The following is a 23,712-nucleotide window of genomic DNA, read 5'->3' on the forward strand; positions in this document are numbered from 1 at the left end:
GTGCTTTCGCGCCTTGCCCGCAACGGGGCTTTGCCAATCGGCGGGTCACAGTCTAAAGACGGTCGAAACCATGGAGGGAAAGATGAGCGATTTGCCGGGCATCGTGATCACCGGAATTTCGGGGCGGATGGGGCAGATGCTGGCCAAGACCATCTCTGCCTCGGGCAAGGCGCAGGTGGTGGGCGCGGTTGAACGCTCCGGCCATGACTGGGTGGGCCAAGATTTGGGCGCGGCAATGGGCGGCGCGGAAACCGGCGTAATCGTGACCGATGATCCGCTTGAAGCCTTTAAAAATGCGCAAGCGGTGATTGACTTTACCGCCCCCGCAGCAACGCTCGAATTTGCGAAATTTGCCGCGCAGGCGCGGGCCGTGCATGTGATTGGCACCACCGGGTTTGAGCCGGGCCAGATCGCAGCGCTGGAACCCGCCGCGCGCCATTCGGTGCAAATTCGCGCGGGTAATATGAGCCTTGGAGTTAATCTTCTGACCAAGCTCGCCAAAACCGTGGCGCAAGCACTCGACGCAGATTGGGATATCGAGGTGGTCGAGGCGCATCACAACCGCAAGGTCGATGCGCCGTCGGGCACCGCGCTGATGCTCGGCCAAGCGGCGGCCGATGGCCGGGGCATCTCGCTCGAGGGCAATACCGAATCGGGGCGGCACGGCATCACCGGCGCGCGCCAGCCCGGCGCGATCGGCTTTTCGGCCATTCGCGGCGGCGACATTGTGGGCGAACATGATGTGATTTTCGCGGCCGCGGGCGAGCGGATCGTGCTGCGCCATATCGCAACCGACCGGGTCATTTTTGCGCGTGGCGCGCTCAAGGCCGCGCTTTGGGGGCTCGATCAAAAGCCCGGCCAATATGACATGATCGACGTGCTGGGGCTTTAATCTTTAAAGCCCTGCCTTCGACTTGGTCTAAATTCCTCGGGGGGCCGGGGGCAGACAGCCCCCGGAGGGTGCCAAAAGCGCCACAGCTTAAAAGTCGATGGCGATGCCCTTCTTCTCCCAGTCGCCGTAGCGCACGGGCTCGGGCCCGTCGCGGCCCCCAAGTTCGAGCGGCAATTCAAGCGCTTTGGCGGCTTTGCGGCGTTCTTCGGCTTCGGCCAGCGCGCGGATGGCGGCGGGCGGCAGCTCCTTGCGGTCTTCCTCGCTCATGCGGGTCTCCGGCTTTGCGTTTGGGGTCGGCCCTGTTATAGGCCGCGCATCCCGGCACAACAAGCGCCCGGCAAAACGCGCAAAGGACGCGCTATGGCAAGCATTGATCCGGCCCGCCGTGCGGCCGCTGCCCTGTTGGTGGGCGTCTTGGAAGAACGGCTCACCCTTGCGGAACAAGCCGGCGAATTGGCCGCGCTGCCGCCGCAAGACCGCGCCCGCGCGCAGCGGCTCGCACTCGCAACCTTGCGCAACCTGCCGCGCGCCGATGCGATGCTCAAACCGCATTTGCGCAAAAAGCCCCCGGCGGATTTGCTTGCCGTGCTGCGGCTCGGCACGGTCGAGATTTGCGCGCTGGGCGCGGCCCCGCATGGGGTGGTGGATGCTTTGGTGACGCTGACCCATTCCGGTGGCCGCCGGGCTGAGGGTTTTGCGGGGCTGATCAATGCCGTTTTGCGCAAAGTCGCGGCGGATGTCGCACGGTGGCAGCGGCTTGATCCGCCCGCCTTGCCCGGTTGGCTGCGTGGGCGGTTGATGTCGGCCTATGGCAAAGTGCCGGTGATGAAGATGGAAGCCGCGCATCATGCAGGGGCGCCGGTCGATCTTTCAGTGAAGGCCGATGCCGCCGCTTGGGCGGAAAAACTTGGGGCGGAGCTTTTGCCCACAGGGTCGTTGCGGCTCGCGCAAGCGGGGCAGATCACCGACCTTCCGGGCTATGCCGCGGGCGATTGGTGGGTGCAAGATGCCGCCGCTGCGCTGCCCGCGAAACTGCTGGCCGCGCAGCCGGGTGAAACGGTGTTGGACCTTTGCGCCGCGCCGGGGGGCAAAACGCTGCAATTGGCCGCGATGGGGGCCGATGTGACCGCGCTCGATATTTCCGCCCCGCGGCTGGATCGGCTGCAAGAAAACCTTGCCCGGTGTCAGGTGACGGCGAAGACCGTGGTGGCCGATGCGCTGGAATGGCAGCCTGAGGCGCCCTTTGATGCGATCTTGCTCGATGCGCCCTGCTCGGCCACGGGCACGATTCGCCGCCATCCCGATCTGCCTTTTGTGAAGGACGCAAAGGGGATCAAGGATCTGGTGGCGCTGCAGGCGCAACTGATCGACCGCGCTTTGGGCTGGCTCAAGCCTGGTGGACGGCTGGTTTATGCCACCTGCTCGCTTTTGCCCGAAGAGGGCGAGGCGCAGCTAGCCGCCGCCTTGGAGCGCCATCCCGATTGGCGAATCAATACGCCTGAAATCGCGGGCATCGACCCGGCATGGATCACCGACCAAGGCGCTGTGCGGCTGCGGCCCGATACGTGGCCCGAGCGCGGCGGGATGGACGGCTTTTTCATGGCTGTGCTGAAACGCGCGACCTGAGGCATAAAACTATCCGATGACAGGCGGCGGGGGCGGCACTATGGTGCGCGCAATCTCAACAACGGGCCTTAGGGCCGAGCGGGCATGACAGGCGGCGGGACATCTTCCAAAGGCGCGCCTCGGGGGCGTTTCACAGCGGCGTTTGACCGCTTGGCCGCTTTGCGCGCGGCCCGTGCCCGCCCGGCCACCGGATTCGTCAGCCAGCCTGAACCGCGCACGATTGGCTCTTTTGCCCGTGGGCGGCAGTTGATCGCCGGTAATTTCCTGTTTGCGGGGTTCTTGGTCGAGGGGTCGGGGCTGTCGATCTGGGACTTGCCGATGCCGGACCCAAGCTTTGAAGAAGCGCTGCACGGCTGCACGTGGCTCGATGATCTTGCTGCCGTGGGGGACCGCCCGGCGCGCGAGCGGGCGCAAACGTGGGTCTTTGACTGGATCACCCGTTTTGGTGCGGGCAAGGGGCCGGGCTGGACCCCCGATTTGACCGGGCGGCGGCTCATTCGGCTGATCAACCACGCGATCTTTTTGCTTAATGGCCGCGATAAAGCGCAGGCGGAAGCCTTCTTCCGGGTGTTGGGTCAACAGACGCTTTTCTTGGCACGGCGCTGGCGCTCGGCCAGCCCCGGCCTGCCGCGGTTCGAGGCGCTGACGGGGCTTATTTACGCAAGCCTTGCCCTTACCGGGATGGAGCGGCACGCCAATGCGGCGGCCGAGGCTTTGGCGGCTGAGTGTCGCGCGCAGGTGGATGCGGGCGGCGGCATTCCGACCCGCAACCCCGAGGAATTGCTTGAGGTCTTCTCGCTCCTGATCTGGGCCTCTGATGCGATGACACAAGCGGGGCGCACCGCGCTGCCTGCCCACCAAGCCGCGATCGCACGTATTGCGCCAACCTTGCGCGCCCTGCGCCATGCCGATGGCGGCTTGGCACGCTTTCACGGCGGTGGACGGGGGCTGGAAGGGCGGCTGGATGCGGCGCTTGCGGCCTCTGGCGCGCGTCAGGTGCCGCCCAAAGGCTTGGCGATGGGCTTCGGGCGGCTGCATGCGGGGCGCTCCACCTTGGTGATTGATTCTGCGGCTCCGCCGCAAGGCGCGGCCTCGGCGAATGCGCATGCCTCGACGCTGGCATTTGAGCTCACCTCGGGCCGCTGGCCGCTCATTGTGAACTGCGGGTCGGGCGCAATGTTTGGGCCTGAATGGCACCGCGCGGGTCGCGCCACGCCCAGCCACTCGACACTGGCGCTTGAAGGGTATTCCTCTTCCCGCCTTGGCCCTGCAACTCGCAGTGGCTCCACCACGCGCACTTGGCTCGATGAAACCCCGAAAGAGGTTTGGATGCGCACGGAAACCGATCCGGCACGCCATGCCCTCTTTGGCCATGATGGCTATCTTTCCACGCATGGGCTGACACATGTTCGCGAGCTCGAACTCGGGGCCGATGGCAATATGCTGACGGGCACCGACACGCTTGGCGCGATGGCCCCGCCCGACAAAGCGCGGTTTGAAAAGCTGCTTGAGGCCGATGCGCTGCGCGGCATCCCGTTCAAGATCCGCTTCCATCTGCACCCCGAAGTGGATGCCGCTTTGGATATGGGCGGTTGGGCCGTTTCGCTGGCGCTGAAATCCGGCGAGATCTGGATCTTCCGCTTCGATGGGCCTGTTGATCTGAGCCTTGATCCCTCTGTCTACCTTGAAAAGGGGCGTCTGCGACCCCGTGCCACGCAACAGATTGTGCTTTCGGGCCGCTTGCAGGAACCGATCAGCCAAATCAACTGGACCTTGGCCAAGGCACAGGATACCCCCTCCGCCAACGGCGGCGCTGCACCGCCTTCTTCCGACACCTGATCAAAGGACCTGCCACCGTGACCAGACCCGTCCCCCTGACCCGCGCCCTGCTGTCTGTCTCCGACAAGACCGGGCTTGTTGATTTTGCCCGTGCGCTGGCCGCGCGTGGGGTGGAGCTGCTCTCGACCGGCGGTACCGCGAAAACGCTGCGCGAAGCGGGGCTGAGCGTGCGCGACGTGGCCGATGTGACGGGCTTCCCGGAAATGATGGATGGCCGCTTGAAGACGCTGCACCCCAAAGTGCACGGCGGTCTTTTGGCGCTGCGTGACAACAAAGAGCATGTCACCGCGATGGAAACCCACGGCATTGAGGTGATCGACCTGCTCGTCGTGAACCTTTACCCGTTTGAGGCCACTGTCGCCAAAGGCGCGGCTTACGATGATTGCATCGAAAACATCGACATTGGCGGCCCGGCGATGATCCGCGCAGCGGCGAAGAACCATGCTTTCGTCGCGACCGTGGTCGATGTGCAAGATTACGATGCGGTGCTGGCCGAACTGGATGCGAATGACGGGGCGACCACGCTCGCCTTCCGCCAAAAGCTCGCGCAAATCGCCTATGCCCGCACCGGGGCTTATGATGCGGCTGTTTCCACCTGGATGGCGGGCGCGATTGGCGAAGAAACGCCGCGCCGCCGCGCCTTTGCCGGTGAGCTGGCGCAAACCCTGCGCTACGGTGAAAACCCGCACCAATCCGCCGCCTTCTACCTTGATGGTTCGGGCCGCCCGGGCGTGGCCACTGCCGCGCAGCACCAAGGCAAAGAGCTGAGCTATAACAACATCAACGACACCGATGCCGCCTTTGAACTGGTGGCCGAGTTTGACCGTGCCGCGCCCGCTTGCGCGATTATCAAACACGCCAACCCCTGCGGTGTGGCGACCGGTGCCACGCTGACAGAAGCCTATACCCGTGCCTTCGATTGCGACCGCACCTCGGCCTTTGGCGGGATCATTGCGCTGAACCAAGTGCTCGATGCCGCGACGGCGGAAGAGATCGTGAAGATCTTCACCGAGGTCGTCATCGCGCCTGAAGCGACAGACGAAGCGAAAGCCGTCTTCGCTGCCAAGAAAAACCTGCGCCTGCTGACCACCGGCGCGCTGCCGGACCCGAAAGCCGCGATCACCACCTATCGCCAAGTGGCGGGTGGTTTCTTGGTGCAAGGCAAAGACAACGGTGCGATCACGCTCGATGATCTGAAGGTCGTGACCGAACGCGCGCCGACCGAGCAAGAGTTGAAAGACCTGCTGTTCGCTTGGAAAGTGGCCAAACACGTCAAATCGAACGCGATCATCTATGTCAAAGATGGGGCCACTGTGGGCGTGGGGGCCGGCCAAATGAGCCGCGTTGACAGCACCCGGATCGCCGCGCGTAAATCGCAAGACATGGCCGAAGCGATGGGCTTGAGCGCGCCGCTCACCCAAGGCTCGGTTGTCGCTTCGGATGCGTTCTTCCCCTTTGCCGATGGTTTGATCACGGCGGCGGAAGCGGGCGCGACGGCGCTTATCCAGCCCGGTGGGTCGATGCGCGACCAAGAGGTGATCGACGCCGCGAACGAGCGTGGCTTGGCCATGGTCTTCACCGGCATGCGCCACTTCCGCCACTAAGCCAAACATGCGTTTGCTCGGCTGGACCAGTGCAACGATCCTGATGCTCGACCAAGTGTCGAAGTATTACGTCGTGCATTGGTTGGGTTTGGACCGGGTTGGGGCGATTGATGTCGCCCCGCCTTGGCTCAACCTGCGCATGGCGTGGAATCGCGGCGTCAACTTCGGTCTGTTCGCGGGTGATGATACCATCACGCGCTGGGTGCTGATTGGGGTGGCGCTGGCGATCTCGGCTTGGGTGCTTGTGTGGATCGGGCGGGCGCCGCATCCGCGCCGCGTGCATTTGGCGGCGGGGCTTCTGGTGGGTGGTGCGCTCGGCAATGTGATCGACCGGCTCGCCTATGGGGCGGTGGCCGATTTTCTCAATATGTCCTTGCCGTTCTGGCAAAACCCCTATTCCTTCAACGTTGCGGATATCGCAATTTTTGCGGGCGCGGCGGGGCTTGTGCTTTTTACCGGGGATGGCCAAACGAAACGCTAGGGCGAAGCTGGCTTTCGGGCGTGACGCGGCGGCGGTGATAGGCTAAGACGGGGCAATAACTTGCTATCTATGGGGTGGCTCATGCGATCGGTGACGAACACGCTCGGGATTGCGCTTGTGACGGCGCTGGCCTTGGCTGGCTGTTCGCGTGCCGAAAAACAGCCGCAGCTTATGCATCTGCGCTCTGCGACTTCGGGGCCGGATGAATTCGGCATTCTGCCGACCAAGCCGCTTGAGATGCCCGAGGATTTGGCAATGCTGCCGGACCCGACGCCGGGGGGCGCCAATATCGCCGACCCGACCCCCGAAGCCGATGCTGTGGCCGCGCTCGGCGGCAACCCGGATCGTCTGCGCGCTGGCAGCGTGCCGCGCGGCGACGGGGCACTTTTGGCGCAAGCTTCGCGGTATGGCACATCTGCCGATATTCGTGCCCAACTGGCGGCTGAAGATCTTGAATTCCGTCGCAAGAACGATGGGCGGCTCTTGGAGCGGCTCTTCAACGTGAACGTCTATTACAAGGCCTATGAGCCGATGTCGCTCGACCAAGCGGCTGAGCTGGAGCGCTGGCGCCGTGCCGGATTGCGCACGCCTGCCGCGCCGCCCTCGGGCGTAGCGCAGGATGCCTTGCCGTAACGCGCGATCAAACCTGCGTCAAAGTTGATGCATCGCGGTTGCCTGCCCGCCCGGCGCCACTAAGTTGAGCGCAACCCTAGGGAGGTTTTCATGCGCGCCGCTTTCGCTGCCCTTGTTTTGGCTGTCTTCGCCACCAGCGCATCTGCTGCGCCTGTGACCCATTTCACCCTTGCCAATGGCCTTGAAGCGGTGGTGATCGAGGATCACCGTGCCCCGGTTGTGGTGCAGATGGTCTGGTATAAGGCTGGCTCTGCCGATGAGATGCGCGGCAAATCCGGCATCGCGCATTACCTTGAACATCTGATGTTCAAAGGCACCGATACGATGGCGGCGGGCGAGTTGTCGAAGACCGTCTCGGCCAATGGCGGCTCGGATAATGCCTTCACCTCATATGATTACACCGCCTATTACCAGCGCATCGCAGCGGATCGGCTGGAGCTGGTGATGAAGATGGAAGCCGATCGGATGCGGCATCTGCGTATTTCTCCCGATGATTGGCAGACCGAACGCGATGTGATTTTGGAAGAACGCGCGCAGCGCACTGACAGCGATCCGAGCGCGCTTTTGCGCGAACAGATGCGCGCGGCGCAGTTCCTCAACAGCCCCTATGGCACGCCGATCATCGGCTGGCGGCAAGAGATGGAAGCGCTGACCCGCGATGACGCGCTGGCATGGTACAAGCGCTTCTACGCGCCGAACAATGCCGTGCTGGTGGTGGCCGGGGATGTGACGCCTGAGCAAGTGCGCAGCTTGGCCGAGGAATATTATGGCCCGCTCGCGCCTTCTGCCGATATTCCGCCGCGTGCCCGTCCGCAGGAACCCCCGCAACGCGCCGAGCGTCGGATGATCTACCGTGATGCGCGGATTGCCCAGCCTTACCTGATGCGCAGTTATCTCGCCCCGGAGCGAGACCCGGGCGATCAAAAAGCGGCTGCCGCGCTGACGATTCTGTCAGAAATTCTGGGCGGTAACGCCGCGACCTCGGTCTTGGGGCGCAAGCTATTGTTTGAAACGGGCGATGCGATCCATGCGTCGGCGGGCTACGACGGGATGGCGATTGATAAAACGACCTTCTCTCTCGCGGCGATGCCCGCGAAAGATGTGAGCCTGCCGGAACTGGAAGCCGCGCTCGATAAGGCGCTGCAAGATTTCCTCGCCGCTGGCATCGACCCGGCGCAGTTTGAGCGGATCCGCACCCAAATTCGTGCCAGCGAAGTCTATGAGCAAGACAACACCCAAGCTCTGGCCCGCCGCTATGGCGAGGCGCTGGCCTCGGGGTTCACGATTGCCGATGTGCAGGGCTGGCCCGCCGCGCTGATGTCTGTCACCCCGGAAGAGGTGATGGAAGCCGCGCGAACGATCTTTGACCCGGCGCGCGCGGTGACTGTTTATGCCGAACCCGCCCCGGCACCGATTGTTCCGGTATCTGCCCCAGCGGTTGACCCGGTTCTCTCGCCGGAGGTGGCACAATGAGCTTTGTCCTGCGCTTGCGCCTTGCGGCGCTCACCCTGATCGCCTGCCTACTCGCTCTGCCCGCGCAGGCGATTGAGATTGAAGAGGTCACCTCCCCCGGCGGCATCCATGCTTGGCTTGTAGAGGCCCATGACATCCCCTTCACGGCGCTTGAAATCCGTTTCCGGGGAGGGGCGAGCCTTGACGCGCCGGGCAAGCGCGGCGCGATCAACCTGATGACGGCGACGCTTGAGGAAGGCTCTGCCGATCTCGATAGCCAAGGCTTCGCCGCGGCACAGGAGGCTTTGGCCGCCACTTTCCATTTTGATGTGGATGATGATGCGCTTTCGGTCTCGGCGCGGATGCTGAGTGAAAACCGCGCCGCTGCGGTCTCGTTGTTGCGCGGCGCATTGGTTGAGCCGCACTTCGACCAAGCCTCGGTGGACCGGGTGCGCGGGCAGGTGCTGTCGATCATCGCGTCTGATGCGCAAGACCCGAACGCCCTTGCGGGGGAAGCTTTCCGCAAGCTTGCCTATGGCGATCATCCCTATGGGTCTTCGCTCAATGGCACGACCAAAAGCGTGCAGGCGCTTACCCGCGAAGACATGTTTGAGGCGAAATCCCGTGTCCTGGCCAAAGATCGGCTGGTGGTTTCCGCCGTGGGCGATATCACGCCCGAGGAATTGGGTCCGCTTCTCGACACATTACTGGGCGATTTGCCCGAAACCGGGGCCGAGATGCCGCCGCGTGCGGAATTGGGTCTAAGCGGGGGCGTGACCGTCGTGCCATTTGATACGCCGCAATCGGTGGTGATCTTTGGGCAAGAGGGGATCGCGATGGATGATCCCGATTTCTTCGCCGCTTATGTGCTCAATCAAATTCTTGGTGCGGGCGGGTTTTCTTCGCGCCTGATGGACGAGGTGCGTGAGAAACGCGGCCTGACCTATGGTATTTATACTTACCTTGTGCCCAAGGATCTGGCCGAGACATGGCAGGGCAGCTTTGCGTCTGCCAATGAAAAGGTCGCCGAGGCGATCGAGATTGTGAAGGCCGAATGGGCACGCGCGGCTGCGGGTGCGGTAAGCGATAAAGAGCTGTCCGATGCCAAGACCTATCTGACCGGGGCCTATCCGCTCCGGTTCGATGGCAACGGTAAGATCGCTGATATTTTGGCGGGGATGCAGCTCAGCCATATGCCGGTGGATTACATCAACACCCGCAATGCGCAGGTTGAGGCGGTGACGGCAGAAGATGTGGCCCGCGTCGCGCAGCGCTTGTTGAATGCGGAGGCTTTGCGCTTTGTTGTGGTGGGCCAGCCTGCTGATCTGAAGTAATTCCGAATCTCTTTAGGCCCTTTCGGGGTTATGCTATCCCTAGTGGAATGAACGCAGAACCCCGCAAGATAGGCGCGAGCGAGCGCCCCGTGATCCGGCAGCTTGATGAAGCTGCCGCCAACCGTATTGCGGCGGGCGAGGTGGTAGAACGCCCCGCCTCTGCCGTGAAAGAACTTGTTGAAAACGCGCTTGATGCCGGGGCAAGCCGGATTGATGTCGCCTATGCCGATGGTGGCAAAACGCTCATCCGCATCACCGATGACGGCTGCGGGATGACGGCGGAGGATTTGCCGCTTGCGCTTTCGCGCCATGCGACCTCCAAGATTGACGGGACCGATCTGCTCAACATCCGCAGTTTTGGCTTTCGCGGCGAAGCTTTGCCCAGCCTTGGGGCGGTGGGGCGGCTCACCATAACCTCGCGCGTCGCGGGGGAAGAGGCGGTGCAAATCACCGTGTCAGGTGGCGCGATGGGCCCGGTGAAACCGGCGGCGTTGAGCAGCGGCACCGTGGTTGAACTGCGCGACTTGTTCTACGCCACCCCGGCGCGGCTCAAATTCCTGCGCACCGACCGCGCCGAGGCGCAGGCAATCTCGGACGTGATCAAGCGGCTTGCGATGGCGGAGCCTTACGTCAGCTTTACCCTGCGCGAAGTGAAGGGCGAGACGAGCCGCGAGATTTTCCGGGCCGATGCCGAACAGGGCGAATTGTTCGATGCGCTTTCGGGGCGGTTAGGCCGGGTTCTGGGCCGCGCCTTTGCCGAAAACGCCGTAGCGCTGGATGCGGAGCGCGAGGGGATCAGGCTCACCGGCTACGCGGCGTTGCCGACCTATTCGCGCGGCGCAGCGGTGGAGCAGTTTCTCTTCGTCAATGGCCGCCCGGTGCGGGACCGGATGCTTTTGGGCGCTTTGCGTGCCGCTTATATGGATTTTCTGTCGCGTGACCGGCATCCGGCGGCGGCGCTGTTTCTCACCTGCGATCCCGAGCGGGTCGATGTGAACGTGCACCCCGCAAAGGCCGAGGTGCGCTTTCGCGAGGCCGGCGTGCCGCGCGGGTTGATCGTGACGGGCATTCGCCACGCATTGGCGCAGGCGGGACATCGCGCGTCTTCGACCGTGGCCACGGCAACCCTTGGCGCGATGCAGCCCGAACCTACGGGCCCACCGCGCATCTATCAGATGGATCGGCCAAGCTATGGCGCGCGGCAAAACGCCTATGCCGCGCAGATGCCGCTTCATAGCTTTGACGAGGCGCCACAGCCTTTCACCGGGCCTACGCCAGACCCGTTCACCCCAAGCGCACGGGTGGAGCCAGTGCCAGAGGCGACGGCCGAACTCACCCGCCAGCCCTTGGGGGCCGCGCGCGCGCAGGTGCATGAAAACTACATTGTCGCGCAGACCGAGCGGGGCATGGTGATCGTGGATCAGCACGCCGCGCATGAACGGCTGGTCTATGAGCGGCTGAAAAAGCAAATGGCGCAAAATGGTGTGGCGGCGCAGGCGCTGCTCATTCCAGAAATCGTCGAATTTTCGCCCGCGGATGCGGCGCGCTTGCTGGAGGCGGCAGACGATCTGCAACGCCTTGGTCTGACGATTGAACCCTTTGGTGGTGGCGCGGTGGCTGTACGCGAAACCCCCGCGATCTTGGGCGAAATTGATGCAGGCGCGCTTTTGCGCGATGTGCTGGATGAACTCGCTGACCAAGGCGAAAGCTTGAAGCTGCAAGCCCGGATTGAAGCGGTTTTGTCCCGCATGGCCTGTCACGGCTCGATCCGCTCGGGGCGGCAAATGCGGGTTGAGGAAATGAACGCGCTTTTGCGAGAAATGGAAGCCACGCCGCATTCGGGCCAATGCAACCACGGGCGGCCCACCTATGTGGAACTGAAGCTTTCCGATATTGAGCGGCTCTTTGGGCGCACATGATCGAGCTTGGCACGCATCTGATTGACCTGCACGATCCGCTCGTGCAGGGGGCGCTTGGCGCGGCGGCTTTGGTGTTGTTGCTCCTTCTCCTTGTCTTGCGCGCGGCGGTGCGGGCGTCGCGCGCCGCTGAACCGCTGACCGGGAACCTGATGCAACTTGCGCAAAGGGTGCAGGCGCTTTCCGATGGCCAGCATCAATTGGCAGGGGGCTTGCATCATGTGTCTGAGGCGCAAGCAGCAAGCCAAGCGAAGATGCTGGCGCTGATGGAATCGCGGCTGGCCGAGGTGAACCGAGCGATGAGTGAAAGCCTTCATGGCTCCGCCACCCGCACTGCGCGGTCTCTGGGCGATTTGCAGCAACGGCTAAACGCGATCGACAAGGCACAAGCCAATATCGAGAAACTTTCGGGCAATGTGCTGGGGCTGCAAGATATTCTCTCAAACAAGCAAACCCGCGGCGCCTTTGGCGAAATTCAGCTGCATGACATCGTGAGAAAGGCGCTGCCCTCGGATGCGTTCACGATGCAGGCGACGCTCTCAAACGGGCGGCGGGCGGATTGTTTGATCCATCTGCCCAATCCGCCGGGGCCGATTGTGGTGGATAGCAAATTCCCGCTGGAGGCTTATGAGGCGTTGCGTCGGGCCGAGAACCAAAGCCAGATCATCGAAGCGCAGCGGATGATGCGTATTTCCGTGCGCAGCCATATCCGGGCAATTGCGGATCGCTACATCATTGAAGGCGAGACCGCCGATGGCGCGCTGATGTTTTTGCCCTCCGAAGCGGTCTATGCCGAGTTGCATGGCAATTTTCCCGAACTGGTGCGCGAAGGCTTTGCCGCGAAGGTCTGGATCGTTTCGCCCACCACCTGCATGGCGACGCTGCACACCATGCGCGCTGTGCTGAAAGACGCGCGGATGCGCGAGCAGGCGGGCGCGATCCGGCGCGAATTGGCGGCGCTTTACGGCGATGTCGAGCGGTTGGGCGGGCGTGTGTCCAACCTTGATCGGCATTTTGCGATGGCGGCCAAAGATATTGAGGAAATTCGTATCTCTGCGGAAAAGGCGGGAAAGCGCGCGCATCGGTTAGATAACTTCGATTTTGAAGACTTGGCGAAAGAGCCGGGATCGGCCCCTAAAGTGATCCCGATTGAGCGCTGAATAAGCTTGCACACGAACCCGTGAACGGCGAAACTGAGCGCAAGGAGAGCACCCATGTTGCCGATTAGCCCGTCAAAAATCGCCCATATCATCATCCGCGCGCGCAAGTTCGATTCGGACGTGCCTGGCGCGGGCCAAGCGCGCGAATTGCGCGCCTTCATCGAGAATCTGAACGATGATGAAAAGGCCGCGCTGACCGCCGTGGCGTGGATTGGGCGCGAGACCTTTGAGGCCGAAGAATTTGACGAGGCCTATGCCACTGCCCGGGCCGAAGCGACCGCGCCGACAGAAGATTATCTGCTCGGTATGCCGATGTTGGCCGATTATCTGGAAGATGGTCTCAACGCGATGGGTATCAGCCTTGAAGAGGCGGAAGAAGACATCAACCCCTCGGTATAAAACCGGGTTGGACCTGATGTGAAAAAGGGGGCCGACGCCCCCTTTTTGTGTTTTAGGCAACCAGACGATAGCCGCCCGATTCCGTGATCAGCAGCCGCGCGTTCGAGGGATCGGGCTCGATCTTCTGGCGCAGCCGGTAAATGTGGGTTTCCAGCGTGTGGGTGGTGACCCCGGCGTTATAGCCCCAAACCTCATGCAGCAGCACATCGCGCGCCACCACGCCATCTTGCGCGCGGTAGAGGAACTTGAGGATATTGGTCTCTTTCTCGGTCAGACGGATCTTGCGATCTTTCGTGTCGATCAGCATCTTCATCGCCGGTTTGAACGTATACGGCCCCAACTGGAACACGGCATCTTCGGATTGTTCATGCGTGCGCAGTTGCGCGCGGATGCGGGCGAGCAGCACAGGGAATTTGAACGGCTTGGTGATGTAATCATTCGCGCCGCTATCAAGGCCCAAGATCGTATCGGCATCGGTGTCGTGACCCGTCAGCATCATGATCGGGCATTTCACACCTTGCTTGCGCAGCTTTTTGCACAGCTCGCGCCCATCGGTATCGGGCAGGCCCACATCCAAGATCACCAGATCATAAAGCGCGGCCTTCGCCTGTTCGACGCCCGTGGCGCCAGAGCTTGCCTCAAACACCTCAAACTCTTCGGTCGCCACCAACTGCTCGGCCAGCGCTTCGCGCAGGTCGTCGTCATCATCCACCAGAAGGATTTTCTTCAAGCCTGCCATCGTTGTCTCCCGTCAGCTTTGCGGTTTCGGAACAACTGATCACAGATCACGGTTCCGACAAGGGTGCTGAAATCTTTCTCACGCAAGGGTGACGGAACGGCGCAGAGTGTTTCAATTTGTTACGGGCCTCGCTATCTGTGAGCGATGCAAACGCCCTTCGCCCTTGGCCCGAGCCTGCCCGAACGTATCAACCGCGCCCGCGCCGATTTGCGCATGGGGCTGCCGGTGATTTTGTCTGACACCGTGCTGGCGGTGGCGGTAGAGACGCTGTCGGTCGAACGGCTGGCGGCGCTGCGGGCCTTGGGGCCGCTCACCTTGGTGTTGACCTCTTGGCGGGCGGAAACGCTCAAAGCCCGCGTCTATGACGATGATCTGGCGCGGATTGCAGTGCCGGAGGACGCCGATCTGGCTTGGCTGCGCGCGCTTGCTGACCCAGCCGATGATCTGATGGTGCCAATGAAAGGGCCGCTTTCCAGCCTGCGTGATGGCGATGCCATCCCGGCACGCGCGGCGATTCAACTGGCGAAAACCGCGCAACTTTTGCCCGCGGCATTGCTTGCGCCCCTGCCGCGCCCGCGCCCAGAGGGGCTGACGGCTTTAGACGCGGCGCAAACGCTGCAAGTGATTTCCGATGAAACCACCTTCGCCCCGGTCTCTGCCGCGCGGGTGCCGATGCGGGCAGCGGAAAAAGGGCGGCTGCATATTTTCCGCCCCGATGATGGCAGCGAGGAACATTACGCGATTGAGATCGGCTCGCCCGACCGCGAAGCCCCGGTGCTTGCCCGGTTGCATTCGGCCTGTTTCACGGGTGATGTTCTGGGCAGCCTCAAATGCGATTGCGGCCCGCAATTGGATGCCGCGCTTCAGCAAATGGGGGCCGAGGGGGCAGGGGTGCTGCTTTACCTCAACCAAGAGGGGCGCGGCATTGGCTTGGCCAATAAGATGCGCGCCTATGCGTTGCAAGATCAGGGCTTTGACACGGTCGAGGCGAACCATCGCCTTGGCTTTGAAGATGATGAGCGTGATTTCCGGATTGGCGCGGCGATCCTGCGCAAGCTGGGCTTTTCCAAGGTCCGGCTGCTGACGAATAACCCCGCCAAAGTGAATATGCTGCAATCACATGGCATCGCGGTCACCGAACGGGTGCCGCTTAAGGTGGGCCTGAGCCAGCATAATGCGGCCTATCTGGCGACCAAGGCCGCGAAATCGGGGCATCTGCTGTGATCCGGCTGACGCCCGGCGGCCTTGTTGCCTTTGGGCGGCGGTATCCGGTGCAAATTGGGCGCGGTGGTTTAAGTCGCACGAAGCAAGAAGGCGATGGCGCGACCCCGGTGGGCAGGTTGCGGGTGGTAGAGATGCTTTATCGCGCCGGCCGTTTGCCACGCCCCACCGCTTGGGCGCGCCCCATTGGCCCGCAAGATCTGTGGTGCGACGCGCCCGATCATCCGGCCTATAACCAGCTTGTGCGCGCGCCCTTTGCGGCGAGCCATGAACGCATGGCGCGACCGGATCCGCTTTATGACATTGTTTTGGTGAGCGACTGGAATTACCCGCAGGCGGCGCCCGGCAAAGGCTCTGCCATCTTCCTGCATCAACGCCGAAGGCTTTGTTACCCCACTGCGGGCTGCATCGCGCTGCGCCGTGCGGATTTGATCGACTTCGCACAAAGGCTCACACCGGGCGCAGAGATCGAAATCCCGCCGCTTGCCTGTTTTCTTCTTGGCAGAAATACCTCGGGGTCCGGGGCAGCGCCCCGGCCGTTCGATAAGGCTTAGCCGCGCGTGGAATAATCGCGCGCGCCAAAAATGGCGGAGCCGACGCGCACATGGGTGGCCCCTGCGGTGATCGCCGCCTCGAAATCCGAACTCATTCCCATCGAAAGCCCGCTCAGCCCGTTGCGCGCGGCCATCTCGGCCAGCGTGGCAAAATGCGGGGCGGGGTCTTCGTCTTCGGGCGGAATGCACATCAGGCCTTGCACGGGCAGGTCCATCCCCCGCGCCTCGGCGACAAATGCATCCAAGGCGGCGGGTAGCACGCCTGCCTTCTGCGGCTCTTCCCCGGTGTTCACCTGCACAAAGAGATCGGGGCAGGCTCCCCGCGCTTGCGCGAGATTGGCGAGTTTGGTGGCAAGCGAAGGGCGGTCGAGCGTATGGATTGCTTCAAACAGTTCCACCGCTTGTTTGGCTTTGTTGGTTTGCAGCGGGCCGATCATATGCACCGCCACGCCCGCGAATTCTTCGCGCCAAGCGGGCCATTTGCTGGCGGCTTCTTGCACGTAATTCTCGCCAAAAAGCTTTTGCCCCTCGGCCAGCACAGCCTCCACCCGGTCAAGCGGTTGCACTTTGGAGACCGCAATCAACTGGACCGAACCGGGGGCACGGCCTGCGGCCTGTTCGGCTTTGGTAACGCGGCTCAGAATGTCTTGCAAACCCATGGCAGTCTCCGTTTTGGGCAAAAAATCATACGAGGGCACAAAAGAAAAGAGCGGGCGCAAGGCCCGCTCTTTCCGTAACTCTTGTTCTAAAGATTAGAACGAGAAGCGCACGCCGAAGTTGGCGGTCGGGTCCGAACCGGTGACGTCGTCGTCTTGGATCGCGCCCGAGAGGACAGCGCCGCCGCCCAGATCGTAGTCAACGCCGATCCCGTACCAAGTCACGTCGCCGCCGCCGATGGCGTCGATTTGTTGCACGTAGCCAGCAACGGTCGTCGCGCCGAAGGTGGTGGCAGCGCTGATGCCGAAGGCGGCGTCAATGATGCCGTCTTGTTGGTCAGCATAGTAGGCTTTGACGTCGGTGTTGCCGAAGGTGGCAACCGCAGCCAGCTCGAGCTGGGTGGTGTTATCCACGCCTGCGGCATCCCAGTCGATGACTTCGTAGCCGAGGCCAACGGTGTAGTTGCCGAAGGTGTAGGCACCAGCAACGGCGTAAACTTGGTCGTCGCCGCCCGAGCCGAGGTCTTCACCGATGCCGTCCGACATCGAGGCCGCAACCGAGAACGCACCGGCGCTGTAGGTGTACAGCAGAGCCGATTGGGTGCCGTCATCGAGGGTCAGGTACGGGATGTTGTTGGTGCCGCCGTTGGCAGTGCCTTGGCTGTCGCCCATGTAGCCGACCGAAGCGAGGTCGCCGAACAGAGCTTCCGGAGCCGAAGCAACGTCGCCCATGGCGATTTTGCCGAACGCGCCCGAGATGTACACGGAGCCAGCGTTACCGGTGTCAGCACCCCAATCGCCGGTGGCGCCGTCGCCAGCTTGGTCAGCGCGGAACGAACCGCCGAATTCGAGGCCACCGTCGGTGGTGCCCGAAAGGGTGAACACAACGCGAGCGCGGCTCGAGAATTCCCAGTCGGCGCCGTCATACACGACACCCATACGGCCGTTGCCCGAGAGCGAAACTTCAGCGGCAGCAACGCCAGCGGTCATGACGAGCGCGGTCGTCGCGATAAGAACCTTTTTCATCTTTTCCCTCATTTGCCAAGGTAGCCCCAACTCAGGGGAATCCGAGTTGGGTATGAGGCTTTTTCCCTCTGCTCCGCCTCTATTGCAATGAAAACGGGGAAGGTTTGGGCCATTGGGTGGGGCGTGGTGCAGGTTTGCCACAGTTGCTTGGGTCGCGATTGCCCGCAGGTGTATATTAAAGGAGTCAAAAACCTTGTCGCTTCTGGGGGCATCGGCTAGAGACAGGAAAAGGCAAAAGGTTCAGCCGCGGGGGCAGGTCATCCGATGAAGAAATCCAGCATTTTGCGTGGCGCGATTCTTGTGGGCGCAGCGGTTTCGCTTTCGGCCTGTGGCGGCATGTCGAGCGGCAAGCTGTTTTCTTGGGGCGGCAAGCGCGAAGCGACGCCGAAGCAAGAAACCGCTTTAGAGCGTATGAACCCCGAACCGAAGCAATCGACCTTGTGGGATCTGTTTTCCAACAACGATGATCCCAATGTGACGCTTGAGGTGAATAAATACCTCTGGAATGCCTCGCTTGAGGTGCTCGACTTCCTGCCGATTCAAACGGTTGATCCTTTCTCGGGCCTGATCGTGACGGGCTATGGCACCCCGCCGGGCGGTGGCCGCGCTTATAAGGCGACGATTCATATCTCTGACCCGGCGCTGGATGCGCGCTCGCTGAAAGTGTCGCTTGAAAGCCGTGGCGGAACCGTTTCGGCGGAAACCGTGCGCGCCGTGGAAGATGCGATCTTGACCCGTGCGCGGCAGTTGCGGATTCGCGACTCCGGGATGTGAGCGCAGCTCTTGTGCTATTCGGCCCCGCCAAGCGCTGCTTTGGCGGGGTTTTTTGTCGCCTGCGCGGCTGATCTCTGGACCTTTGGGGCGGCTGCGGTATAGCAGGGCGCAAGATTTCCGCACGATCCACCAGACGAGGGGCCGCAATGTCGCGCTACGAGCCGAGCCAAACCGAGACCAAATGGCAAGCCGCATGGGATGATGCGGGGGTGTTCACCGCGCGCCGCGACCCGGCCCGCCCGAAATATTACGTGCTTGAGATGTTCCCCTATCCGTCGGGGCGCATCCATATGGGCCATGTGCGCAACTACACGATGGGCGACGTGGTCGCGCGCTATAAGATGTCTTGCGGCTTTAGCGTGCTGCATCCGATGGGCTGGGATGCCTTTGGGATGCCCGCCGAAAACGCGGCGATGGAACGGGGCGGTCACCCGAAAGACTGGACCTATGGCAATATCGCCGACATGCGCGACCAGATGAAACCGCTTGGGTTGAGCATCGACTGGAGTCGCGAATTTGCCACCTGTGACCCGGAATATTACGGCCAGCAGCAGGCGATGTTCCTCGACATGCTTGATGCCGGGCTGGTGTATCGCAAAAACGCGGTGGTGAACTGGGACCCGGTCGATATGACCGTGCTCGCCAACGAGCAGGTGGAAAACGGGCGCGGCTGGCGTTCGGGCGCGCTCGTTGAGCGTAAAGAACTGACCCAATGGTTCTTCAAAATCTCGGATTTCGCGGGCGAGCTGCTTTCTGCGCTGGATGGGTTGAAAGACTGGCCCGAAAAAGTGCGCCTGATGCAGGCGAACTGGATCGGCCAATCGCGCGGGCTGCAGTTTCGCTTTGACACGGTCGATGCGCCCGAGGGCTTCGAGAAGATCGAGGTTTACACCACCCGCCCCGATACGCTGATGGGCGCAAGCTTCGTCGGTATTTCGCCCGACCATCCGTTGGCGAAGCTGCTGGAAGCGCAAAACCCGGAACTGGCGGAGTTCTTGGCCGAATGCCGTAAAGGCGGCACAACCGAAGAAGCGATTGAAACGGCGGAAAAGATTGGCCGTGATACCGGCTTGCGCGTGAAGCATCCGCTTGACCCGAATTGGGAACTTCCGGTTTGGATCGCCAACTTCATCTTGATGGATTACGGCACCGGCGCGATTTTCGGCTGCCCCGCGCATGACCAACGCGACTTTGAATTTGCGACGAAATACGCGCTGCCGATCAACCCTGTCTTTGTCGCCGAAGGGGCGGAAGAAGAGGCGCTGACCGAAGCCTTCGTGCCGATGAAATCTGAAAAGGTCCGCTATGTGCGCGGCTTTGCAGGGGCCGGGGTGCAAACCGGCGAAGAGGGCGTGGCGACCGCCATTGCCTATGCAGAAGACAAAGGCTTTGGTGAGGGCGTCACCAAATATCGCCTGCGCGATTGGGGGCTGAGCCGCCAGCGCTATTGGGGCTGCCCGATTCCGGTAGTGCATTGCCCCGCCTGCGGTGTGGTGCCCGAGAAGAAAGAAAACCTTCCGGTTCGCCTGCCCGATGATGTGACCTTCGATAAGCCCGGCAACCCGCTCGACCGTCACCCGACGTGGCGCGATTGCAGCTGCCCGAAATGTGGCGCGGCGGCGAAGCGTGAAACCGATACGATGGACACGTTTGTTGATTCGTCTTGGTATTACGCCCGCTTCACCGCGCCGCGTGCGACCACGCCCACTGTGGCGGAAGATGCCGATTACTGGATGAACGTCGATCAATATATCGGCGGCATTGAGCACGCGATTTTGCACCTGCTCTATTCGCGGTTCTTTGCGCGGGCGATGCACAAGACCGGGCATTTGCCCGCCAAAGCGGTGGAGCCGTTTGACGCGCTTTTCACCCAAGGCATGGTCACGCATGAGATCTACAAAACCACCGATGAAAAGGGCCGTCCGGTCTATCACCTGCCCGAAGATGTGGATCGCGAAGCGGGCACGGTGAAAGCCACCGGTGAAACGCTTGAGATCATTCCTTCGGCGAAAATGTCGAAGTCAAAGAAGAACGTCGTCGATCCGATGAACATCATCGCCGCCTTTGGGGCGGATACGGCGCGGTTCTTTGTGATGTCGGACAGCCCGCCCGAACGCGATGTGGAATGGACGGCTTCGGGCGCGGAAGCGACCTCCAAATTCCTTGGCCGCGTCTGGCGGATTGCGCATGAGATCGCCGAAGGTGCTGGTGGCGAAGGCGGGACCGAAGATGCGGCGCTGATGAAAGCCACCCATAAAGCGATTGATGAAGTCACCCGCTCGATCGACGGCTTTGCCTTCAACAAAGCGGTTGCGGCGCTTTATACGCTGACCAACACGATGCAAAAATCGGGCGCGTCGAACGCGGTGAAGCGCGAAGCGATGAAGCTGATGGCGCAATTGATGGGGCCGATGGTGCCGCATTTGGCGGAAGACATCTGGGCCGCTTTGGGGGGCGAGGGTTTTGTGGTGCAAGCGCCGTGGCCCAAAGCCGACCCGGCAATGCTGGTCGAAGATTCGGTGACCTTGCCGATTCAGATCAACGGCAAACGGCGTGGCGAGATCACCGTGCCCAAAGACATGCCCGCATCCGAGGTTGAAAAGATCGTTCTGGCGGATGATGCTGTGGTCAAGGCGTTGGCTGGTGGCCAACCGAAAAAGCTGATCGTGGTGCCGGGGCGGATCGTCAATGTGGTCATCTGATCGTCGTAACTTCTTGATGCTGGCAGGGGCCACGGCCCTTGCCGGTTGCGGTTTCACCCCGGCCTATGGGCCTGCGGGTGGGGGCGCGAAGCTATTGGGGGCCGTCGCCCCCGATACGCCGCAAAGCCGCGATGATTTCGCTTTGGTGCGCCGAATCGCTGAGCGGCTGAACCCGGCAGAAGTGCCGCGGTATCGGCTCGCCTACAAGGTTTCGACCGATGTTCTGGGGCAGGCGATCACGCCCGATGGGTCGACCACGCGCTATTCGCTGGCCGGGCAGGTCGATTACACATTGCATGATGCGGGCACCGATGCGGTGTTGCTGACGGGGCGGGTGAGCAGCTTCACCTCTTGGTCGGCCTCGGGCACGGTGGTGGCCACATCTGCCGCCGAAGAGGATGCGCATCGCCGCCTGATGCGAATGCTGGCAGATCAAATCGTGACCCGGCTCTTGGCGCAGGCCGGAACCCTGCCGCAATGAAGCTGACCGGCGCAGCTGCCGTGCGCTATTTCGGCAAGCCGGATGCGTCGCGTTTGGGCTTGTTGATCTTTGGGGCCGATGCGATGCGCGTGGCCCTGCGCCGCCAAGAGGTGATCGCCGCATTGATTAGCCCGGAGGGTGAGGCCGAAATGCGGCTGACCCGGCTTTCGGGTGGGGATTTGCGCCGTAGCCCCGGCCTTGTGCTTGATGCGATCAAAGAGATTGGCTTCTTTCCCGGCCCGCGTGTTGTCTTTGTGGAAGAGGCAACCGACGGCACCGCCCCCGCTTTTGCCGAGGCGGTGAAGGCTTGGACCGCAGGCGATGCGCAGATCATTGTCACCGCTGGGAGTCTGACGGCCAAATCGGCCCTGCGAAAAGTGTTTGAGAATCACCCCAACGCCTACGCGATTGGCATCTATGATGACCCGCCAAGCCGCGAAGAGATTGAAGATATTTTGAAAAAGGCCGGTCTCTCGCATGTGCCGAATGAGACTATGACCGATATCTTGGCTTTGTCGCGCGCGCTGGACCCCGGTGATTTCCGCCAAACCATCGAGAAGATCGCGCTTTACAAACACGGCGATAGCACACCGCTCACCCCGCATGAGGTCACGCTTTGCGCCCCTTCGACGGTGGAGGCTGAGGTGGATGAGGTGCTTGACCTTGTTGCCAATGGCAGGGTGGTCGATCTCGCGCAGATGATGCGGCGGATCGAGGGGCAGGGGGTGCAGCCCGTCACGCTCGCGATTATGGCGCTTCGGCATTTTCGTACGCTGCATATGGCGGCTTCGGACCCTGGCGGGCCCGGATCGGGCCTACAACGGATGCGCCCGCCGGTTTTTGGCCCGCGCCGCGATCGGCTTCAGGGGCAGGCACAGAAATGGGGCATGTATCGGCTGGAAGAGGCGCTGAAAGTGCTGATTGAGGCCGATTTGACGCTGCGTTCCTCGTCCAAAGCGCCGCAAATGGCGGTGATGGAGCGCGCTTTGATGCGGCTCGCCTCCATTTCGGCGAAGCTCTGATGGCGCAGGCGCTTGTCATTGGCGCAGGCCCCGCGGGCTTGATGGCGGCAGAGGTGCTGGCGCGCGCCGGGGCAAAGGTGACGCTGGCCGAGGCCAAGCCCACCGCCGCGCGCAAATTCCTGATGGCGGGAAAATCTGGGCTGAACATCACCAAAGATGAACCGCTTGAGCTTTTCCTAAACGCCTACGCGCCCGAGTGGGTTCGGCCTTATGTGGCCGATTTCGGCCCCGATGCGGTCAGCGATTTTGCCCGTGGGCTGGGGGTGGATTTGTTCACGGGCTCTACCGGGCGGGTGTTTCCGGTGGAAATGAAAGCCTCCCCTATGCTGCGGGCATGGCTCGCGCGGCTTGCGGGGCTGGGGGTTGTGTTGCAAACGCGCTGGCGTTGGGTGGGGCTGGAGGCCGATGGGGTTCGTTTTGAGACCCCCGATGGCCCGCAAACCGTGCGCCCCGATGCCACCGTTCTGGCCTTGGGTGGGGCAAGTTGGCCGCGGCTTGGCTCGGATGCCGCTTGGGTCGAGATGTTGGCCGCGAAAGGGGTGGAAATTGCGCCTTTCCGCCCCGCGAATATGGGCTTTGTGGTCGATTGGTCCAAACACATGACCCCGCATCTGGGCCAACCCATCAAAGGCGCGGCGCTTTTCGTGCCGGGTCAAGTGAGCCGTGGGGAGTTTGTGATTTCCGCGAAGGGCATCGAAGGCGGCGGGGTCTATGCGCTCTCTGCCCCGGTGCGCGATGGCGCGGCGCTGATGCTGGACCTCGCCCCCGATCTGGATGTGGAAGCGGTGGCGCATCGGCTGGGCCGCACCTCCAATAAAGACAGTTTGCAAAACCGGCTGCGTAAAGCGCTGCGGTTGGATGCGGTGAAACTCGCGCTTGCAAATGAATGGGGCCGCCCCCTGCCGAATGACCCGCTCGCCTTGGCGCGTAAACTCAAAGCGCTGCCCGTGCGCCATGCTGGCCCCCGGCCCTTGGCAGAGGCGATTTCGTCGGCGGGCGGGATCACCGCCGCCGCTCTGACCGATGGGTTGGAGTTAAAGGCCCTCCCCGGTGTGTTCGCTGCGGGTGAGATGCTCGATTGGGAGGCGCCGACGGGCGGCTATCTGCTGACCGGTTGCTTGGCGACGGGGCGCGCAGCAGGCCGCGCTGTCGCTGCGCGATTGTTCCCAGAACAAATGACAGATTGACGCAGGGGGCGACG

At 62.3% G+C, this 23,712-nt stretch carries 22 protein-coding genes; 18 read left to right on the forward strand and 4 right to left on the reverse strand.

Annotated elements, in window-relative coordinates; genetic code table 11:
- The first annotated feature begins 82 nt into the window (after window positions 1-82).
- Window positions 83-892 (forward strand): 4-hydroxy-tetrahydrodipicolinate reductase, encoded by an 810-nt coding sequence (gene dapB / locus CRO18_RS16570; protein WP_097083002.1) that lies wholly within the window; start codon window positions 83-85, stop codon window positions 890-892.
- Between the two features lie 87 nt (window positions 893-979).
- On the opposite strand, the gene CRO18_RS16575 is transcribed toward dapB, so the two are convergent.
- Window positions 980-1,159 (reverse strand): DUF1674 domain-containing protein, encoded by a 180-nt coding sequence (locus CRO18_RS16575; RefSeq protein WP_097082939.1) that lies wholly within the window; start codon window positions 1,157-1,159, stop codon window positions 980-982.
- Between the two features lie 93 nt (window positions 1,160-1,252).
- Between CRO18_RS16575 and CRO18_RS16580 the strand changes: the two genes are divergently transcribed.
- From CRO18_RS16580 to CRO18_RS16625, 10 genes are all read left to right on the forward strand, one after another.
- Window positions 1,253-2,518 (forward strand): RsmB/NOP family class I SAM-dependent RNA methyltransferase, encoded by a 1,266-nt coding sequence (locus CRO18_RS16580; protein WP_097082940.1) that lies wholly within the window; start codon window positions 1,253-1,255, stop codon window positions 2,516-2,518.
- A gap of 84 nt (window positions 2,519-2,602) precedes the next feature.
- A complete protein-coding gene (locus CRO18_RS16585; protein WP_097082941.1) occupies window positions 2,603-4,357 on the forward strand; it encodes a heparinase II/III family protein in 1,755 nt (584 codons plus the stop codon).
- 17 nt (window positions 4,358-4,374) lie between these two features.
- On the forward strand, window positions 4,375-5,961 hold the full coding sequence (gene purH / locus CRO18_RS16590; protein WP_097082942.1) for a bifunctional phosphoribosylaminoimidazolecarboxamide formyltransferase/IMP cyclohydrolase: 1,587 nt from the start codon (window positions 4,375-4,377) through the stop codon (window positions 5,959-5,961).
- 7 nt (window positions 5,962-5,968) lie between these two features.
- Window positions 5,969-6,442, forward strand: coding sequence for a signal peptidase II (gene lspA / locus CRO18_RS16595; RefSeq protein ID WP_097082943.1), 474 nt, complete (start codon window positions 5,969-5,971; stop codon window positions 6,440-6,442).
- An 81-nt stretch (window positions 6,443-6,523) separates the two neighbouring features.
- Entirely contained in the window at window positions 6,524-7,075 is a 552-nt protein-coding gene (locus CRO18_RS16600) for a DUF3035 domain-containing protein (protein WP_076486022.1), read from the forward strand.
- A gap of 90 nt (window positions 7,076-7,165) precedes the next feature.
- A complete protein-coding gene (locus CRO18_RS16605) occupies window positions 7,166-8,548 on the forward strand; it encodes a pitrilysin family protein (protein WP_097082944.1) in 1,383 nt (460 codons plus the stop codon).
- A complete protein-coding gene (locus tag CRO18_RS16610) occupies window positions 8,545-9,861 on the forward strand; it encodes a pitrilysin family protein (protein ID WP_097082945.1) in 1,317 nt (438 codons plus the stop codon). The genes CRO18_RS16605 and CRO18_RS16610 overlap by 4 nt, the downstream gene beginning before the upstream one ends.
- Before the next feature lie 47 nt (window positions 9,862-9,908).
- Window positions 9,909-11,780, forward strand: a complete 1,872-nt coding sequence (gene mutL / locus CRO18_RS16615; protein WP_097082946.1) for a DNA mismatch repair endonuclease MutL — start codon at window positions 9,909-9,911, stop codon at window positions 11,778-11,780.
- Window positions 11,777-12,937 carry a DNA recombination protein RmuC gene (locus CRO18_RS16620; protein ID WP_097082947.1) on the forward strand — a complete coding sequence of 387 codons (1,161 nt, stop codon included), beginning with the start codon at window positions 11,777-11,779 and terminating at the stop codon, window positions 12,935-12,937. The genes mutL and CRO18_RS16620 overlap by 4 nt, the downstream gene beginning before the upstream one ends.
- A 54-nt stretch (window positions 12,938-12,991) precedes the next feature.
- Window positions 12,992-13,336: a DUF3775 domain-containing protein gene (locus tag CRO18_RS16625; RefSeq protein WP_076485962.1), complete on the forward strand. Its 345-nt coding sequence runs from the start codon at window positions 12,992-12,994 to the stop codon at window positions 13,334-13,336.
- A gap of 52 nt (window positions 13,337-13,388) precedes the next feature.
- On the opposite strand, the gene CRO18_RS16630 is transcribed toward CRO18_RS16625, so the two are convergent.
- Window positions 13,389-14,075: a response regulator transcription factor gene (locus CRO18_RS16630; protein WP_076485961.1), complete on the reverse strand. Its 687-nt coding sequence runs from the start codon at window positions 14,073-14,075 to the stop codon at window positions 13,389-13,391.
- A gap of 144 nt (window positions 14,076-14,219) precedes the next feature.
- On the opposite strand from CRO18_RS16630, the gene ribA reads away from it, so the two are divergent.
- Window positions 14,220-15,299, forward strand: coding sequence for a GTP cyclohydrolase II (gene ribA, locus CRO18_RS16635; RefSeq protein ID WP_097082948.1), 1,080 nt, complete (start codon window positions 14,220-14,222; stop codon window positions 15,297-15,299).
- Window positions 15,296-15,850 (forward strand): L,D-transpeptidase, encoded by a 555-nt coding sequence (locus CRO18_RS16640; RefSeq protein WP_097082949.1) that lies wholly within the window; start codon window positions 15,296-15,298, stop codon window positions 15,848-15,850. Before ribA ends, CRO18_RS16640 begins: the two co-directional genes overlap by 4 nt.
- On the opposite strand, the gene CRO18_RS16645 is transcribed toward CRO18_RS16640, so the two are convergent.
- Complete coding sequence (locus CRO18_RS16645; protein WP_097083003.1) at window positions 15,847-16,509, reverse strand: YggS family pyridoxal phosphate-dependent enzyme; 663 nt, start codon at window positions 16,507-16,509, stop codon at window positions 15,847-15,849. The two genes, CRO18_RS16640 and CRO18_RS16645, sit on opposite strands and share 4 nt — an antisense overlap.
- Window positions 16,510-16,602: 93 nt before the next feature.
- Window positions 16,603-17,532: a porin gene (locus CRO18_RS16650; protein ID WP_170952713.1), complete on the reverse strand. Its 930-nt coding sequence runs from the start codon at window positions 17,530-17,532 to the stop codon at window positions 16,603-16,605.
- A gap of 264 nt (window positions 17,533-17,796) precedes the next feature.
- Between CRO18_RS16650 and CRO18_RS16655 the strand changes: the two genes are divergently transcribed.
- The 5 genes from CRO18_RS16655 to CRO18_RS16675 all read left to right on the forward strand — a co-directional run bounded on the left by CRO18_RS16655 (window position 17,797) and on the right by CRO18_RS16675 (window position 23,698).
- A complete protein-coding gene (locus tag CRO18_RS16655) occupies window positions 17,797-18,306 on the forward strand; it encodes a DUF3576 domain-containing protein (protein WP_076485957.1) in 510 nt (169 codons plus the stop codon).
- 146 nt (window positions 18,307-18,452) lie between these two features.
- A complete protein-coding gene (leuS, locus tag CRO18_RS16660) occupies window positions 18,453-21,008 on the forward strand; it encodes a leucine--tRNA ligase (protein ID WP_097082951.1) in 2,556 nt (851 codons plus the stop codon).
- A complete protein-coding gene (gene lptE / locus CRO18_RS16665; protein ID WP_076485955.1) occupies window positions 20,995-21,489 on the forward strand; it encodes an LPS assembly lipoprotein LptE in 495 nt (164 codons plus the stop codon). The genes leuS and lptE overlap by 14 nt, the downstream gene beginning before the upstream one ends.
- On the forward strand, window positions 21,486-22,511 hold the full coding sequence (holA, locus tag CRO18_RS16670) for a DNA polymerase III subunit delta (protein ID WP_097082952.1): 1,026 nt from the start codon (window positions 21,486-21,488) through the stop codon (window positions 22,509-22,511). The genes lptE and holA overlap by 4 nt, the downstream gene beginning before the upstream one ends.
- Complete coding sequence (locus CRO18_RS16675; protein WP_097082953.1) at window positions 22,511-23,698, forward strand: TIGR03862 family flavoprotein; 1,188 nt, start codon at window positions 22,511-22,513, stop codon at window positions 23,696-23,698. Before holA ends, CRO18_RS16675 begins: the two co-directional genes overlap by 1 nt.
- Window positions 23,699-23,712 lie beyond the last annotated feature (14 nt).

Origin of the sequence: Rhodobacter sp. JA431 (genome assembly GCF_900217725.1) — a bacterium.
In the GTDB taxonomy this organism is placed as follows: Bacteria; Pseudomonadota; Alphaproteobacteria; order Rhodobacterales; family Rhodobacteraceae; genus Rhodobacter; species Rhodobacter aestuarii.